Source organism: Streptomyces sp. NPDC005963 (genome assembly GCF_040638655.1).
Taxonomy (GTDB): Bacteria; Actinomycetota; Actinomycetes; order Streptomycetales; family Streptomycetaceae; genus Streptomyces.
The window spans coordinates 1-14,700 of sequence record NZ_JBEXVD010000052.1; the positions used below are offsets into that span (position 1 = coordinate 1).

Consider the following 14,700-nt stretch of genomic DNA (forward strand, 5'->3'; position numbering starts at 1 on the left):
GATATACCCTTTTGTCTTGTGGGACCCCCACGCGCGCTCAACCAATGGGGGGCGCTTTTTGATTTTTTTGTGTGGCGCCCCCCCAAACAAAACACAACGCTTCGCGTTGTGTTTCCCGGCTTCGCCGGGATGAGCCCTTCGCTTCGCTTCGGGCTCGTGGAGTGAGGGCAGTCCGCTTCGCGGCCTGCTGGCCTTCGCTGCGCTCGCCCTTGGCTGATATGTAGTCAGGCATGTTTGTTTCTGAATGACTTGTGATGGTCGAGGTCTGGGCTCACTGCGTTCACTTAGGGGCGGGTCCGCTGCGCTTCCCCGCCTGACGGTCCTTCCGGCTGCGCCTCCAGAGCCGTTGGAGCCCGCTGCGCGGGCCTGGCTGGCTATGAGGGGTGAGGGTTGCTCGTTCGTATCGGGTTCAAGTGTAGTGCTGCATCAGCATGATGCAGCATGTATCTTTGGTGGAAATAGAGGACACCCTCAACCGCCCTGGAGTATCCCTCGAAATTTCGAGAGGAACGAGCAAAGATGACCGGTCACTGCAAATCCGCCAGCCTCGATCCCGTGTTGAGCGGCTCTGTGAACTGGGTGAGCCGGTATCAGGCGGTGCGCGTCAATGCCCCGGTTGAGGCTGTTCGCGCTCCTGGGGACGCGGGGGCACTTGGTGGTCGAACGGGAGGCGGAAGCGGTCGCCTAGACGCGGAGCGGGGTGGTCGAGCTGGACAGCATGGTGCCGACCTCTGGGGCGCGGGGGTCGGTCTGTCGGGGCTACTGAACTGGCCGTGCATCTCGTGAAGGTGAGGCAGAGTGAGCGGGCGCGGGCCTGGTGAGGGTGGAGAGATTCGTCCGGGAGAGCGTCCTGTCGTGTACCTGTCCGCACACCATGGCGCCGCGGTGGGTGCTGGAGGCATTGGGCGAGGCCGGCGTGAGCAGCGATGGGGAGGCCGTCGTCTGCGAGCTCGGTGCCGGGCGCTACGACCCGGGACTGCCTGCTGGGGTTCAAGTGCGGGAACTCGGACGGGAGAGCGGGCGGCTGGCATCTCACGGGCAGGGCGATTGGGAGCGATGCGGGCGCGGTCCGCAGTCCGCACTTGGCCGTCTGAAACTATGGGAATTCATTGCTCGGGGAGACAGGGAAATGGCAGCGATTCAGCTCAAGGAACACCAGGTAGACCAGAAGTCGATCTTTCGTAAATGGGTCGGCTGTCCTGCAAGGTCATCTGTACCCCGGGAGGGGGCGCGTGCGATGGGGGTGTCCGCGACCGGGTCCGGGAAGACGATCACTACCGCTGCGTGCGCTCTGGAGTACTTCCCGGGCGGGCGGATCCTGGTGATGGTGCCCACGCTGGACCTGATCGTGCAGAGTGCCCAGTCCTGGCGGCGGGTCGGGCACCGCGCGCCGATGGTCGCGGTCTGCTCGGTGGACAAGGACGAGGTCTTGGAGCAGCTCGAGGTGCGCACCACGACCAATCCGATCCAGCTCGCCCTGTGGGCAGGGACCGGTCCTGTGGTCGTGTTCGCTACGTACGCGTCTCTCGTGGACCGCGAGGACCCTGCCGATGTCTCTGGCCGTCGGACTGTTCCTGGGCCGTTGGAATCGGCTCTGGCGGGCGGGGAGCGGCTGTACGGACAGCAGATGGCTCCGTTTGACCTGGCCATTTTGGACGAGGGGCACATGACCGCGGGGGACATGGGGCGGCCGTGGGCGGCGATCCACAACAACAGCCGGATCCCCGTCGACTTCCGGCTCTACCTGACCGCGACCCCGCGGATCCTCGCCGCACCCCGGCCGCAGCGCGGGCGGGACGGGCGGGAGCTGGTCATCGCGTCGATGGAGGGCGACTCCAGCACCTACGGCACCCGGATTTTTGATCTCGGTCTGGCGGAGGCGGTGGAACGCTCGATCCTTGCGGGGTTCGAGATCGACGTGCTGGAGATCCGCGACCCGGACCCGATCCTGGGCCTGTCCGAGGACGCCCTGCGTGGCCGGCGCATGGCCCTGCTCCAGGCCGCGCTGCTGGAGCACGCGGCGCAGCAGAACCTGCACACCACCATGGTGTTCCACCAACGGGTCGAGGAAGCGGCCGCGTTCGCCGCGCAGATGCCGCGCACAGCCGCGGAGCTGTATGCCGCTGAGGCCTCCGCGGCGGCGCTGGCCAGTGCGGAGGAGCTGCCCGCGTCGTCGATCGACGCTGAGCTGTACGAGCTGGAGGAGAGCCGTCATGTGCCTGCGGAGCGGGTGTGGGCGGACTGGCTGTGCGGGGACCACCCCATCGCGCACCGGCGTGCGGTGATCCACCGGTTCGCCAACGGCATCGACGCCCACAACCGGCGGGTGCACCGGGCGTTCCTCTCCTCGGTACGCGCCCTCGGGGTCGGCGTCGACATCACCGGACTGCGTGGGGTAGAGGCCGTGTGCATCGTCGGCTCGCGCAGCTCCCAGGTCGACGTCGTCCAGAACATCGGACGCGCCCTGCGCCCTAACCCCGACGGCCGGGCCAAGACCGCACGGATCATCATCCCCGTCTTCCTCCAACCCGGGGAGGACCCGAGGGACATGGTCGCCTCGGCCAGCTACCAGCCCCTGGTCAACATCCTCCAAGCCCTGCGCTCACACTCCGAACGCATGGTCGACCAGCTCGCCTCCCGCGCTCTGACCCGCGGCACCGAACGGCGGCGCATCCACGTCCACCCCACCCCCACGACCGCGGCCGGACCGGAGAACGAGGACATGCCCGAGGAGGCTGGCGAGGCGCAGCAGGAGGTCGACCGGGTCACCTCCATCGTGGTCAACTTCGCTACCCCCCGCGACGCCGCCGACATCGCCGCCCTCACCCGCTGCCGCGTCATCCGGCCCGAGTCCCTGGTCTGGCTGGAGGGCTACCAGGCCCTGGTCCGGTGGCGTACCGAGAACGAGATCACCGGCCTGCACGCCGTTGCCTATGACGTCGAGACCGAGGTCGGGACGACGAAAGCGTTCCCGCTTGGCCGATGGGTGCACCAACAGCGCAAGGCGCTGCGCGCAGGAGAACTCGACCCCCACCGCAAACAACTCCTCGACGCACCCGAAGCCGGGATGGTGTGGGAACCAGGCGACGAAGCCTGGGAAACCAAACTCGCCACACTCCGCTCCTACCACCAGGCCACCGGACACCTCGCACCCCGACAAGACGCCCTCTGGGGCGAAAGCCAGGGAGAAGGCGAGCAGCTGGCCATCGGACAACTCCTCGCCAACCTCCGCCGCAAAAACGGCCTCGGCAAAAAACCCGCAGCGCACGGAAACCCGGGCCGCCCAACTTGCGGAGATCGACCCCGACTGGAACTGCCCCTGGCACCTCAACTGGCAACGCCACCACCGCCACCTCGCCGACCTCGTCGACGCCGACGGCCACCTGCCCCACATCGACCCCGGAGTGCTGTTCGAAGGCGACGACATCGGACGATGGCTCACACGCCAAAAAGAAGCGAGCGCCTGGACGCAGCTGTCCGCCGAACAACAGGAAAGACTGACAATGCTGGGTGTGACGCCCGTCGAACGGCCCGCTCCAGCCCCCGCGGCTCTGCGTACGGCGAAGGGCCAGAGCAAGGCGCAGCAAGCCTTCCAACGCGGCCTAGCGGCCCTCACACAGTGGGTCGAACGAGAAGGCGCCGACCGGCCTGTCCCACGCGGACACACCGAACAGATCACGTTCGACGGCGAAACGGAACCGGTGATCGTGAAGCTGGGCGTATGGATCTCCAACACCAAGGCCAGGCGCGACAAACTCACCCAGGAACAGCAGGCCGCACTGCGGGGCCTCGGCATGGAATGGGCATAACACCGGTTGCCGTCGGTAGGGAGTCCCTACAGCCCACACCAGATGTGCGAGCACCAGCGGGTGAGTGAGCGGCTCGCGACTCTGCTGTTGGCGTTTACCGCACGCGGCGAACGAGACCAACAGCGAGCCACTGCACGAGAGGGGTGGCGGCCAAGTGGACCGGCATCTGAACTTCGTTGGTGTGTCTACCCACCCCGTCGTTGGAGGGGAAGGAATCAGGGTCGGGCAGGATGAGCACCCATGACGGATGGGAACGACAAGCTGATGGAGATGCTGCGCCGCACCGGGCTGCGCATCGCGGGTGACTGGAGGACCGAGGAGGTAGTGCCGCCCCGGGCCGCGTGGCGCCTGGTCGTCGCGAGAGAAGCCAGGCCGACCGTGAGTGTGAGGGCAGACCGAGCGGACCTGGTCACCGAGCTCAACGCGCAGTGGCGCCGGCTCGGGACCGAGAGCGGGCTCTTCGGCGGGGATGGTGTCTTCCTGATCGACGTCGCGGGTAACTGGACAGGCTGCGCGCCTAGGCCTTGGACGCGGGTGCAGCTCACGGAGCAGTGGGACCTCGCCGGAGTTTTGGGCGAGCGGCCCGGGCAGCCGGAGTTCATCACCCTCTCGTTGGACGGGGACACCCTGCTGGGAGTGACCACTGAAGAAGACGAGGTATGGCTGATCGTCATGGACCACCTGCGAGAGCGGCAAGAGGCTGCCGCTCGGGCAGCGGCACATGAGAGCCCGCGGAAGCAGGCAGCCGCTTGGACATCGCTTTTTCAGGGGCCGGAGTCTTCGGAGAGGGTGCGTGAGATGTGGGCGCACGGGCTGGCACTCAACCCGGCCGCCCCTGATGGTCTGCGTACCCGTCTCCTTGGAGTATCGCACTTCCTCCTGTGGCGGCGTCAGCCTGCGGCGGTCGTCGAGGCGGCCATCGTCCACCCGGATGGGAAGGTGAGGCAGTTGCTGGCCGAGGCCCAGCCGGGCCTCACAGCGGAGCAGCGGACTCGTCTGATCCTGGGCGAGCGGGAATCCCGGCACCGCTGGATCCTCACCATGCTGGCGGCTGACCAGCGCGCCGAGCTCACCGACGCCGCGTACGAACAGCTCGCCGCGGACCCTTCAGCCCGGGTCCGGGAAGAGACAACTCGTCTTCGCGGACTGCCCGTACGGATACTGACCGCGATGGCTGGCGACGACGTTCCCTCAGTACGCGCCTCAGCCTGCCAAAGGGCCTGGCCTCATCTGGACGGCCCGGCCAGGCGTAAGCTTCTGAGCGATCCTTCCGGCAAGGTGCGCATCGAGGCGCTGTTGCGGTACCACCGAGAGCACCCGATGCCTCGTTCGGTGTTCGATACCGAGGAAGTGCGAAAGCGCGCGGTCGAGTCCTGCCGCCTCGAACGCGGCCTCGCCGAACACCTCGTCCGCCACGGAGAGCCGGCCCAGCGCAGCTCCCTCGCGGGCAACCCGCACCTGGACCCGGACCTAGTCGGACTTCTTGCTCAGGACCCTGACAAGAACGTCCGCTTCGTGGTGGCCACACGCGCCGACATCACCGAGGAGCAGCGCGCGGGCATCCCCATCGACTTCGACCCGCGCGGACACTACTACCCGCTCGACTGGGTCATGGCACTGCACGAGGACCCCTGTGCCATGCGCCGCCTGGCCGCCTCCTCCCACCCCCTGATACGCAGGAGCGTTGCCCGGGCCCGTCACCTCCCTGCGGTCGTCGTCGAACGCCTCGCCCACGACGACGACCGCGTCGTCCAGCTCTTCCTCGCGGAATCCTGCGACGACGCGCCCGCTGACATGCTCCTGCGGGTGTGGCAGTGGTGGACCGGCAGCCTCAGTACCCCCGACCGCCCTCACGGCCACCCCAACTTCCCCCGCCACAACCTCCTGCGCTACGCCAACGACCCGAACGCCAGAATGCGCCAGCTGGCCTTGGACGACCCGGAGTCCACGCCAGAGCTGGTAGAGACGTTCAGCCGGGACACAAACGAGGAAGTACGGCACCGGGCCGCGTCCGACCCACGCCTTTCGCCCGCATCAGCGGTCCGGCTGCTCGACGACCCGCACGAACGTGTCCGCTACGCCGCCGCCCTGCATCCGAAGCTGCCCGGCTGGGTGATGATCCGGTTGCTGCGGGACGCCGACACCGCACAGAACGCGGCCCGAAACCCCGCCCTGCCCGTCCCCGTCATGGAACAGATGCTCCAGCGGATCCAGCATCCGGCCCCGGTCACATCAGGACTGTAAGAAGCCGTCATGCCTCCGGGATCGGGAGGGTTGGGCTGCCGTGCGGCCTCGCAGGCAGGCCGGCTGTATCGGATGGCGATGGTTGCTGTCAGTCGTATGCCGATTCCGGTCAGTTGGGTGGCGAAGGGCTGGGATACCTTGGATTAGGACAGCAGGCCGTGCTGTCTCGTACTCGGCGCTGTCGATGTCCAGCAGCCGAGGCATTCCCGTCCGGCCCGCCACCGACGGAAACACGGCCTCCGGCCTGCCTTCGCCTGCCGCCACGGCTTCCCGGCACACGCGGCCCCTCTCGGGCGGTGAGTCGAGCGCCACGCATGTGTGCCTGGTGGCAAAAGCGTTGGGGAAGTCGGAGCGGACGGTGTGACTGTGGCTGGCCGCTGCCCGGGAGGATCACTGCCTCGCAGGGTGGAGGCGCCCCATTTCACGGTCACCACGAAAGTCCGGCGGCTGCTGGCGCTGTAGGGCGGTAACGCCTCCCGGGTCCCCGCCGAGCTGGTACAGCGGGCGGCCGACGATCCGAACGCTTCGGATGCCATCTCCTGAGGGTGAGGGTTTCAGGAATGCGGGGCCTCATCCACTATCCCTGGCCATGACCGACGCCGCGAACACCCCTCCCGCCACCCGTGCCGCCCGCGTGATCACGATCGTCGCCGTCGTCTTCTGCGTCGCCTACATGGGCTTAATGGCCTTCATCTCGGTGCCTGAGCTCACGGACTACATGAGCGGCCGCATCGACTTCCCGGTGTTCCCGGCCATCACGGTCGTCGCCGGCCCGGCCCTGTTCTGGGCCTACATCGGCCTCGGCTTCGGGCTGAGCAAGACGGGCTGGGCAGCCGGCTTGGCCCTCACCGGTATCCTCACCGGCCTCACGTACGGGTGGCTCCTCGCCTCCTCCAACGGCCACGGCTTCTCCTACTGGCTATTCCTCACTCTGATCGTCGGCACCAACCTCGGCGCCTTCTGCGTAATCCCCTACGCACTCGTCCGCAGCACCGTCGGACGCCGCTGACCCGCCGGGCCGGAGCCGCACAGGCCCCGGACCTTTCTCTCAGCGGCCTCGGAGCGCGTGTCCCGGGTCCCCGGAGAGCGCCGATCCCCCGGGGCCATGGTGTGCCGGGCGCGTCAGAGCCGTCGGCGGAGCCAGCCGCGGCCCCGGTCCGGCCTCTGGTCGTCCTCCGGCTCCGGCGGGGCGGCGGCCTCGATGCAGGCGGCTTCGACGGCGGCTTCCTCGCGGGCGACGTCGTCGGCGCGGCACGGCCCGCACACCGACTTGTCCCCGGCCCGTACGGCACTCCGGTGCACGGTGACCTCCTCCCAGCGCTCGTCGGAGAACTTCCGCCCGCACCGCCCGCACACCGGGCGCCGCGCCTCCCGCTCAGCAACACGGCGCCGCCTGTCCTCCGCAGCCGCGCGGGCCTCCTCGGCGCGGTAGAGGGTATGGCCGTCGGGGTTGTCGAGCGCGTCCGTCAGCCTCTGCCCGGCCGAGCCGCCGCCACACCGCGGCGTCGGCGCCGTGCTCCTGGAGCTGCTCCAGGGTGGTGACGACGACGGGCACCGCCTGGCGGTAGTCCCGCGCGGTGATGGCCTTCTCGTAGAGGGTGTCATACCGGCGCGGCGCCCAGTAGCGGCGTCCGGCCTCCTCCAGCACGGCGACCGTGTTGGCGACCTTCGCGGTGGTGGTGTCCGCGAACACAAACGCCACCGGAACGAGACCCTCCCTACCGGTCGGCGGGTAGAGGCGGCGCCACAGCCGCTTCTCGTGGTCGATGTGCTCGATGGCGTCCGGCCGGGAGCGGACCAGGTCCACGGTGTGCTTGGCCGCGTCCTTCGGCAGCAACCGGCCCCACTCCCAGTACCGGCGCAGTTTGACGACCAGGTCGTGCGCGTCCTCGCTGCGGCGGTCGATCTCCAGCAGGATGACCGGCACCCCGGCCGCTGGTGCTCGCACCACCAGGTCGGCCCCCTGCACGCAGCCGTCCGCGAGCCGGTGCCCGACCTCCGTATCGAAGTCATCTACGGTCTCTGACCTGAGGCATCAGTCCAGTGTCTGGGTCAACTCGCTGCGAGTCGAGGTGTGTACGACCCGGCCGCGTGCTCCGTTGACGATGGGTAGGTACGGCGGGACGTGGCCGCACTCAACATCAGCGATGATTGGAACGTTCAAGGGGCCGAGTGCCTCGAGGACGGCTTGGTGCTGGGTGAGCGAGTCGGCATCGGGTGCCGACGTCCGGGCGACGAGGACCGCGTTCGCCGTGTCGAAGAAGCCGGCCAGCCTCATCCCATGCAAGTTCCTGCAGATAGCGAAGGCGTCGTCGCCTCCTGCTTCGACATACACGAGAAGACCTTCCGGAGACTCGGCCTGTGCGAAGGCTGAGACATCGAGGTAGGCCGTTCCCGTGAGGTTGCACAGCATCTCGATGCAGCCCCCGATCAGGCGCCCCTCGACTTCCACATCCCCCTCACCGTCCAGCCGGGTCCATCTGCCGGGCGTGTCGAGCGTGTACTCGCGCACCTCCGGGTGGACACGGTAGTCGTCCCAGCCCGTAACTCGGTAGCGGTTCGGCGGAGTCTGCGTGTACCGATGTCCCTGGGGGGCAGCGGCTATGTCGAGCCAAGACAACAGTCCTTCGGGCACGCGGTAGGGCGTATCCATGAGGTTGTTGCCGTGCACAGTCGCCGTTCCGGTGAGGAGGGTCAGCGGCGTGAGGATGGTCGACATGTCGGAGAACCCGACGAGCCAAGTCGGCTCGGCATCGCGCAGCCGGTCCCAGTCCAGCAGTGGCAGCAGGTCGATCGCTGTCTCCCCGCCCCACGGCGGCACCACGGCTCTGATGTCGGGATCCGTCAGCATCGACATCAGCTCTCGCGCGCGATCGGCAGCAGGGGCACTGACATGGCCGGCACCGTCCATGCAACGACCAACGACCACCTCGTATCCCCGAGCCTCTACATCGTGAATCGCCACGTCCAGGCGCCTGCGTAGCTCTTCCGGGACCCCGCTCGAAGGAGAAGTGATGCCGATGCGGTCACCAGGACGCAGGGGGCTCGGGTATCGAACTGACATGCGCAGAAGTCTGACACGCCACCACAGCAGTCCGATATCGACTTTTGACATGCCCCCACCCTGAGTGGAGGGCCATATCGAGCCGATCACTGGGAGGGGCCCATGGGGCTCAGTGTGTTCCGGGTGGTTCAGGGGCCGGAAACTGCCTGTGGGAAGTACGAGTTCCGCGCGGTCCGCATCTCCGTTCTAGGCGGAGAATCACGGCCAGAACGGTGGTCGATGAGTGACGGGGAGAGTCAGTGGCGTGAGGCTTTCCTTCATTGCCCGGACCGATTCAGCGGTCCGAGGCTCAGAGACAGAGGGATTTCCATCATGCGTACGACGAGCAGAGCGAGAGCACTGACGGTGGCCTGTTCGATGGCCGCCACGGTCGCGGTCCTGACCAGTCCCGCGAACGCGGCGGCAGCCGAACCCGATCGCCACGCAATCGGCCCTGGTCCCGGATTACAGATGTACTCGAACGACGAGTACGTAGAGATCTTCGGGACGCAACATTCCCTCGCCGAGGGGGTGCCGCTGACTGGGCAGCCCCAGGAAACCGACGGCCGTATCCCCCCACCAGATCCGTCCACACCGTGGCATCGCGTCAACTAGTCCTCCCTGGACTGGGACTACAACGACATCCCCACCCGCAACGGCACCAACGACTTCGGCGCCCGCCACGCCGCCAACAAGCACAACATGCGCAGCAAGAAGGCCGTCACCGCTCCCTACAACGGCCGTGCCGACCGGGGAAGCGGAAACCGCTGGGAGTACGACGGAGTCATCGTCAGCGGCAGCTCTGTCCGCATGACCATCACCAGTGTTGCCGAACGCGGTGAACGCGGGCCGGGAAGCACCCTGACACCCGACGGACGTCCCATCGGAACCATCACCGCCTTCTGCCGCGGGCAGACACTGTGCCCTGACTGGGTGAACCAGATCTGACCAGACGCAGTGCCGGCGGACACAGGAAGAGGGACCCTTGAGCCATGGAAGTTCTCTCCTCTCGCGTCCTGCTGGCGCTGCGCCCGTTCATCGGGGTCCCGCTGCCGGGAACAGCTTGGTACGTCCACGGCGCCCACCCCCTCGGCGACACCGTCTTCAGGGTCCGGCTCCACAACCCCGACCACTCGGCCGAGCCCGCCGGCTCCCTCCTCGTCGACCTCCCGTTGCCCGTGAGCGCGGCGGAGGACCGCGGTTGGTGGTGGTACGTCGTCGGAGCCTTACGCCGTATCACCCACCTCATCTCCGAGGCCGGGCTCCCCCTCACGTACAGGGATGACGGAGTGGCGCTGGTCGACGCCGCCGCCGTCCTAGAGCGGGAGGGTTTCCCGGACGAGCCGGAGGTCACGCTGGAGGACGGAGTGGCCTACGTCATCAGTGACCTGTGCCGCGACGCACTGTGGCACGAAGCCCCCGCGTCCGCCGCGCCCAGCCTGTACCGCATAGTGGGCTTCGACCTACGCCCATCCGGCGCCCTGCGCGTCTATCTGTCCCACCAGAACCGGGTGATCGGTGTCGACCTCGCCGTAAGGGACAGCGAGACCGGGCAACCGCGCACCGTGGGCTGGTGGGCCTCCACCAAACTCACGGCCCTCCTACGCCCCGACGACCCCGCTTCCCTCGCCGCCCACAAGGTTTCCGACACCGGGGACCCCGTCTGCGAGGCGGTCTACGACCTCACCCGCTGGGCCTGACCCACCCCCCAGCCCCGGTGACCTGACCACCCGCCCCTGCCGACCTTCATGGCCTCAGCCGGGGGCTTCTTCGTGCCGCGGTCGAACCCGCCGGCCACCGCACGGACGTGTCCAGTCCAGGCGATCTGTCGAGATGTGTGGCAACGAACAGGGCAGTGAGGTGCAAGCAACCGATTCCGCACCCTCACAGTGGCCGGAGCGGCTAGCGTTCCGGCCGGCCCCGCCGCCGCCGCAAGGTGATGGCACATGTGTAGTCAAGGCAGAGAGCGCAGATCTGACCGTGGCGTCGTGGCCGACTTCAGGAATTCGGTAGGTGGTGCTCGCGCGCAGCCTAGTTCGGAAGCGGCCACATCAGCCCACGCATTCAGTTCCGCGGAACCGCACCACCGCCGACCCTCGAAGCCCTCTGCCGCCGCCACGCACGAATCGAGTTCGACCTCCACGACCTCCACGACCGACTCAACGGCGCGGAATGGTACGAAGACGAAGAACTCACCGCCTACGGCCTCACTCCGGACGAGACCGCCGATCTCCGTTCATGGGCCCTCGACTGGGCCACCGACCTCGACACCCGCCTCCATGACGACAACCCCCACGACGGATAGTCAGGCCCCGATAGACACAACCCGACCCAGATGGAGTGCCTCCGTCCTGGGCAGCACCGCGCTCTGAACAGTACGGCCCAGGTGATGGGTCGGCGGGATGCGGTTCAAAGTGCCGCCGGCCGGAGGCCCCCGCACGCGACAGCGGCCAGGTGACAACGAGAGGTATCCGCTCCCTTCTCTCGGCGCTGGGAGCGGGCGCGGCCTTCCGGACGGGAGGCCTGGCGCTCACGGAGGCCGTCTTCTCATTGACGGGTACGGGCTCCCCCGAGCGCAAGGTGGATCGGTTTTTTGCCACCAACGACGGCTTGTGAACGGATATCGCGCGGTTGCGTGCCACGGTTGTTGACATTCACGCCTGCAATGTTCCGCGATCTCTTGATCACATGGCATGTACGGACGTCGAAGCTCCAAGCTGTCCGGCAATCCCCCGGTGACGCGCGGCACCGCGCCGCCGGGATCCCTTCCGGACGTTCAGAGAAGAGCACACCCATGAACGCACCACGGCTGACACCAGCCCTCCCTGAGAGCACGGCGATAGCCGTCCTCCTGCACGCCGGGCTCTGCGGGACCCACCCCCGCAGCGGGTCCCGGCGCCCCGCCCACCAACCCCCGGCCAGCGCGCACGGGAAGGCCCCTCTGTGACCGCGCGCCAACCGTTAAGCGGGGCGTCCGTGCGCGTCCCGGGCCGCAAGCTGGGCCCGATCATCGACGGAGTGGGGGTTTCCCACCGAGCGTGGCTACAGGTTCTGCGGGAGAGGTACTTCGTCAGCGGGCTGACGATTGCCGCGCTGGCCCGCCAGGCCGGATGGTCCAAATCCAAGACGTCCGAACTGCTGCGGGGCACGGGTTTGTACCCGACGTGGGAGCTGACCCACAGCCTTGCGCACGTCCTGGGTCTCCCGACCCGCCCGATGCAGTTGCTGTGGCGTGAGGCCGCGGCCGACGCAGGGAAGAAGCAGGACTGGATCGAGGGGTGCATCGGCAAAGTCGTCGTCGCGACCGGCGAACGCCGGCCGCCACTGGAGTACCGCGCGTTCACGGAGCTGTGCCGGCCGAGCTACACCGCCTACAGCAAGGCGTTCCTCCCCACTGGCGCCGAGGCCCGTCGCGCGGTCGCCGAAGCCCTCGTCATCCTGTGGGTCCGCTGGGACGAAGCCCTGGTCAGCTCCGGAGTCCCGCAGTTCGCCTGGCCGATCCTGCGCTGGTCGGTGATGGCACGCGCCCCTCACACCGACGGGCGTCCGGAGCTTGCCTCCGCGGCGTTTGACACCGTCGCCCTGGCCCGCGCCGACGGCTCAGCGGCCATGTACCAGCAGTTCGAGGAGTCCTTGAGCCTATTCCGGGCGATCTGCCGCCTGCCCGACCTCGAGCTCGACGTCACCGTCCTCGCCCACCTACGAGGCATGGACCCCGGCACAGTCGCCGACCTCCTTGGTCTGCCCCCTGCTCTGATCACCCTCACCGACGACCGCGCCCAGCGCGCGCTGACAGTCGCCCTGGCCCCCACAGCCCCGGAGAAGTGACACCGTGACACTTATTCAGGAACTTCTTGCCCGCGCGCTGCTCCTGGACGAGCCCGGGGCTCGCCCCGACACCGTCGCGCCCCGGAAGGAGAGCGGGACTCCCCGGCAGAGCGGAACCGTGATGCTGATGGACCTGCCCATGCCGAACCACCGCCACCGCACCCCGGCTAGCGACACCGCGGTCGATGTCCTCGCCACCCTCTGCGAGGTGGTCGTGGGCAGCGCTAGCGCGGTGCCAGCCACGGACTTCATCACCGAGCACCTGCCCGCACCGCAGTGCGCGGTCCTTCTGGGCTCCGTGTTCCAACTGGTGGAACGTGACGAGGAGGCCCGGTACTGGTGGCAGTATGCCGCCGGCGCGGGCAACGACACCGCCGCTTTCCTCCTCTACCTCCACCACCTGGCACGCGGGGAGATGCACGCGGCGGCGTGGTGGTGCCAGCAGACTGGGGTCGACACGAAGCCGCAGCCCGAGACCGTTCCCTTCCCCGGCCACGACCGGCAGGTGCTCCGGAACCTAGACGCCTCCACCCCAACAGTTCTGCGCGTGCTGAGCCGCCTCCTTGGCGACCGCGACCGGTCCAAGGAGCGGGGTGTGGCGTGGCTGCTGGCCTACGTCCCTGCCGCCATCGACTACGCCGACCACCCCGACTACGCGATTCCCCTGCTGGAAGAGGACTTCCCCGTCACGGTCTCGACACTGATCGCCACCGCAACCGTCGAGTTCAACGAGACGAACAGCCCGCAGTACGCAGCCCCCCAGCCGCTTCCGTTCCGGGAGCCCGCCCAGCGCAAGACCCGACCACGTTTAACCGAGGCGTTGACGGCCTTCCCCTGGCCCACCCAGGCCGCCCACGGCCACACCGGCTGAACCACCCAACATCCGGAAACACCCGCCCATCACCAGAAGGACCAGAACCAATGTCCCGACGCGCCCTCACCCGACTCCGCACCCGTGTGAAACAGATGCTGCGCTGGGCGGCCCGGCGCCGTCGGACCGCAGCCGTGCACACACTGCGCGGCATCTGCTACGGCTTGGGCACCACCACTGTGACCTTGGCGGCGATCTGGGTGCAGCGGCACACCTGAGGGCGGTAACTGGGTCCGACCCGCCGGGCCATGTAGGGCGGCGAAGACCCGCTCGCCTGCTCGGCGAGGGGCGCCACAGCACTGTCCGGCATGTGAACGGGGCTTGACCGGAGTTGAGTAACGGACTGACTCGCTCAGTACAGATTGTCGAGTTCTGCGGGAAGCGCCCTGAACTCGCGGGCTCGCTTCCGGGACATCCCCAGCACAATGGCTTCGAGGAAATCGCGTCCCTCATGCGGCACTCCGCAGCATGCCCACACGCCACAGCCGTCATCCTCGTGGACCCAGAGTCGGCGATATGGGTGCCTTACAAAACTTCGCCAGTTCCGGAATGCCGTTTCGGCCACCCCTGGCCAGAGGTAGTTCCTGCTTCGCTCGATCCTCGCGACCTCTGCCAACGCGCGCGAAGACAACCCTGGGATGGCAGACCGTTGGTCGTTCTGGGACCGGTGCCTCAACTCGGCACGGACCCGGCCGGGCCGTCTACGCGGCATGACCCTTTCTACTGAAGTGCATGAGGTGATCATGGCAGGTCTCATGACCGGAAGACCAGCCCCAATCGCCTTGAACCGGCAGCGTTCCTGGCCTTCTTCTAGTAGTGCTTTGTTAGCTGTCTTGTCATGTTGGGTGTTCGGTAGTTCGCTGGCTGTATGAGGGCTGGGGAGCTTGCGGCGGTGCGGGGCGGGT

10 protein-coding genes and 1 pseudogene are annotated in these 14,700 nt (G+C 67.7%); 8 read left to right on the top strand and 3 right to left on the bottom strand.

The window, feature by feature from the left end:
* Positions 1 to 1,129 precede the first annotated feature (1,129 nt).
* From ABZ348_RS33980 to ABZ348_RS33990, 3 genes and pseudogenes are all read left to right on the top strand, one after another.
* Positions 1,130 to 3,809: pseudogene (locus ABZ348_RS33980) on the top strand (Helicase associated domain protein).
* Between the two features lie 240 nt (positions 3,810 to 4,049).
* On the top strand, positions 4,050 to 6,053 hold the full coding sequence (locus ABZ348_RS33985; RefSeq protein WP_358939770.1) for a PE-PGRS family protein: 2,004 nt from the start codon (positions 4,050 to 4,052) through the stop codon (positions 6,051 to 6,053).
* A 589-nt stretch (positions 6,054 to 6,642) separates the two neighbouring features.
* Positions 6,643 to 7,062, top strand: coding sequence for a hypothetical protein (locus ABZ348_RS33990; RefSeq protein WP_358939772.1), 420 nt, complete (start codon positions 6,643 to 6,645; stop codon positions 7,060 to 7,062).
* Positions 7,063 to 7,175: 113 nt separating this feature from the next.
* On the opposite strand, the gene ABZ348_RS33995 is transcribed toward ABZ348_RS33990, so the two are convergent.
* The 3 genes from ABZ348_RS33995 to ABZ348_RS34005 form a co-directional block, all read right to left on the bottom strand.
* Positions 7,176 to 7,355, bottom strand: a complete 180-nt coding sequence (locus tag ABZ348_RS33995; protein WP_358939773.1) for a hypothetical protein — start codon at positions 7,353 to 7,355, stop codon at positions 7,176 to 7,178.
* 73 nt (positions 7,356 to 7,428) lie between these two features.
* A complete protein-coding gene (locus ABZ348_RS34000) occupies positions 7,429 to 8,004 on the bottom strand; it encodes a hypothetical protein (RefSeq protein WP_358939775.1) in 576 nt (191 codons plus the stop codon).
* Positions 8,005 to 8,088: 84 nt separating this feature from the next.
* Positions 8,089 to 9,117, bottom strand: a complete 1,029-nt coding sequence (locus ABZ348_RS34005; protein WP_358939786.1) for a S66 peptidase family protein — start codon at positions 9,115 to 9,117, stop codon at positions 8,089 to 8,091.
* Positions 9,118 to 9,798: 681 nt separating this feature from the next.
* On the opposite strand from ABZ348_RS34005, the gene ABZ348_RS34010 reads away from it, so the two are divergent.
* The 5 genes from ABZ348_RS34010 to ABZ348_RS34030 all read left to right on the top strand — a co-directional run bounded on the left by ABZ348_RS34010 (position 9,799) and on the right by ABZ348_RS34030 (position 14,013).
* Entirely contained in the window at positions 9,799 to 10,044 is a 246-nt protein-coding gene (locus ABZ348_RS34010; RefSeq protein ID WP_358939776.1) for a hypothetical protein, read from the top strand.
* 44 nt (positions 10,045 to 10,088) lie between these two features.
* Positions 10,089 to 10,796 carry a hypothetical protein gene (locus ABZ348_RS34015; protein WP_358939778.1) on the top strand — a complete coding sequence of 236 codons (708 nt, stop codon included), beginning with the start codon at positions 10,089 to 10,091 and terminating at the stop codon, positions 10,794 to 10,796.
* A 1,276-nt stretch (positions 10,797 to 12,072) separates the two neighbouring features.
* Complete coding sequence (locus tag ABZ348_RS34020; protein WP_358939780.1) at positions 12,073 to 12,924, top strand: helix-turn-helix domain-containing protein; 852 nt, start codon at positions 12,073 to 12,075, stop codon at positions 12,922 to 12,924.
* A gap of 4 nt (positions 12,925 to 12,928) precedes the next feature.
* Positions 12,929 to 13,795, top strand: coding sequence for a hypothetical protein (locus ABZ348_RS34025; RefSeq protein ID WP_358939782.1), 867 nt, complete (start codon positions 12,929 to 12,931; stop codon positions 13,793 to 13,795).
* A 50-nt stretch (positions 13,796 to 13,845) separates the two neighbouring features.
* A complete protein-coding gene (locus tag ABZ348_RS34030; RefSeq protein ID WP_358939784.1) occupies positions 13,846 to 14,013 on the top strand; it encodes a hypothetical protein in 168 nt (55 codons plus the stop codon).
* Positions 14,014 to 14,700 lie beyond the last annotated feature (687 nt).